At 56.2% G+C, this 2,511-nt stretch carries 1 rRNA gene; it reads left to right on the forward strand.

From position 1 onward, the window contains the following. A 23S ribosomal RNA gene (locus ACFXN1_RS51655) occupies positions 1-2,468 on the forward strand; the annotation flags it as partial. Between the last annotated feature and the right edge of the window lie 43 nt (positions 2,469-2,511).

Below are 2,511 nucleotides of genomic sequence, written 5' to 3' on the forward strand. Positions count from 1 at the left end.
AGGTGATGGCGTGCCTTTTGAAGAATGAGCCTGCGAGTCATCGGTGTGTGGCGAGGTTAACCCGTGTGGGGGAGCCGTAGCGAAAGCGAGTCCGAATAGGGCGTTTGAGTCGCACACTATGGACCCGAAGCGGAGTGATCTACCCATGGCCAGGGTGAAGCGACGGTAAGACGTCGTGGAGGCCCGAACCCACTTAGGTTGAAAACTGAGGGGATGAGCTGTGGGTAGGGGTGAAAGGCCAATCAAACTCCGTGATAGCTGGTTCTCCCCGAAATGCATTTAGGTGCAGCGTCGCGTGTTTCTCGCCGGAGGTAGAGCTACTGGATGGCCTAGGGGGCCCACAAGCTTACCGAAGTCAGCCAAACTCCGAATGCCGGTGAGTGAGAGCGCGGCAGTGAGACTGTGGGGGATAAGCTTCATAGTCGAGAGGGAAACAGCCCAGATCGCCGGCTAAGGCCCCTAAGCGTGTACTAAGTGGAAAAGGATGTGGAGTCGCGAAGACAACCAGGAGGTTGGCTTAGAAGCAGCCACCCTTGAAAGAGTGCGTAATAGCTCACTGGTCAAGTGATTCTGCGCCGACAATGTAGCGGGGCTCAAGTACACCGCCGAAGCCGCGGCATTCAGACATTATCCCGCTTTCGAGCCAGGAGTCTGGATGGGTAGGGGAGCGTCGTGTAGCCAGGGAAGCGGCGGAGTGATCCAGCCGTGGAGGCTGCGCGAGTGAGAATGCAGGCATGAGTAGCGAAAGACGAGTGAGAAACTCGTCCGCCGAATGACCAAGGGTTCCTGGGCCAGGTTAATCCGCCCAGGGTGAGTCGGGACCTAAGGCGAGGCCGACAGGCGTAGTCGATGGACAACGGGTTGATATTCCCGTACCCGTGTATCCGCGCCCAATGGCGAATCAGTGGTGCTAACCATCCAAAAGCGGACCTATCACCTTCGGGTGAAGAGAAGTGGCTGCATGGGACCCCTGCTGTAGTAGTCAAGCGATGGGGTGACGCAGGAAGGTAGCTGGGCCAGGTGATGGAATACCTGGTGTAAGCCTGTAGGGCGAGACATAGGCAAATCCGTGTCTCATGAGCCTGAGAGGTGATGCGTAGCCGATTGAGGCGAATTCAGTGATCCTATGCTGCCGAGAAAAGCCTCTAGTGAGTTGGTACACGGCCCGTACCCCAAACCGACACAGGTGGTCAGGTAGAGAATACTAAGGCGATCGAGATAACTGTGGTTAAGGAACTCGGCAAAATACCTCCGTAACTTCGGGAGAAGGAGGGCCCGGTCTGGTGAACACCCTTGCGGTGGGAGCTGTGCTGGGTCGCAGAGACCAGTGAGAAGCGACTGTTTACTAAAAACACAGGTCCGTGCGAAGTCGTAAGACGATGTATACGGACTGACGCCTGCCCGGTGCCGGAAGGTTAAGAGGACCGGTTAGCCCTTTGGGGCGAAGCTGAGAATTTAAGCCCCGGTAAACGGCGGTGGTAACTATAACCATCCTAAGGTAGCGAAATTCCTTGTCGGGTAAGTTCCGACCTGCACGAATGGCGTAACGACTTCTCAGCTGTCTCAACCACAGACTCGGCGAAATTGCAGTACGAGTAAAGATGCTCGTTACGCGCGGCAGGACGAAAAGACCCCGGGACCTTCACTATAGCTTGGTATTGGTGTTCGGTACGGTTTGTGTAGGATAGGTGGGAGACTGTGAAGCGGGTACGCCAGTATTCGTGGAGTCATCGTTGAAATACCACTCTGATCGTATTGGACCTCTAACCTCGGACCCTGATCGGGTTCAGGGACAGTGCCTGGTGGGTAGTTTAACTGGGGCGGTTGCCTCCCAAAATGTAACGGAGGCGCCCAAAGGTTCCCTCAGCCTGGTTGGCAATCAGGTGTCGAGTGCAAGTGCACAAGGGAGCTTGACTGTGAGACCGACAGGTCGAGCAGGGACGAAAGTCGGGACTAGTGATCCGGCACCGGCAAGTGGAAGCGGTGTCGCTCAACGGATAAAAGGTACCCCGGGGATAACAGGCTGATCTTCCCCAAGAGTCCATATCGACGGGATGGTTTGGCACCTCGATGTCGGCTCGTCGCATCCTGGGGCTGGAGTAGGTCCCAAGGGTTGGGCTGTTCGCCCATTAAAGCGGCACGCGAGCTGGGTTTAGAACGTCGTGAGACAGTTCGGTCTCTATCCGCCGCGCGCGTTAGAAACTTGAGGAAGGCTGTCCCTAGTACGAGAGGACCGGGACGGACGAACCTCTGGTGTGCCAGTTGTTCCGCCAGGAGCACGGCTGGTTGGCCACGTTCGGAAGGGATAACCGCTGAAAGCATCTAAGCGGGAAGCCTGTTCCAAGATGAGGTTTCTCACCCCCTCGAGGGGGTAAGGCCCCCAACAGACCATTGGGTTGATAGGCCAGAACTGGAAGTCTGGTAACAGATGTAGGTGACTGGTACTAATAGGCCGAGGACTTACCAACAAAGAAGCTACGCGTCCACTGTGCAGTATCTGAAACAACACAC

The sequence above is a fragment of the Nocardia sp. NPDC059154 genome, from assembly GCF_042755705.1.
GTDB lineage: Bacteria > Actinomycetota > Actinomycetes > Mycobacteriales > Mycobacteriaceae > Nocardia.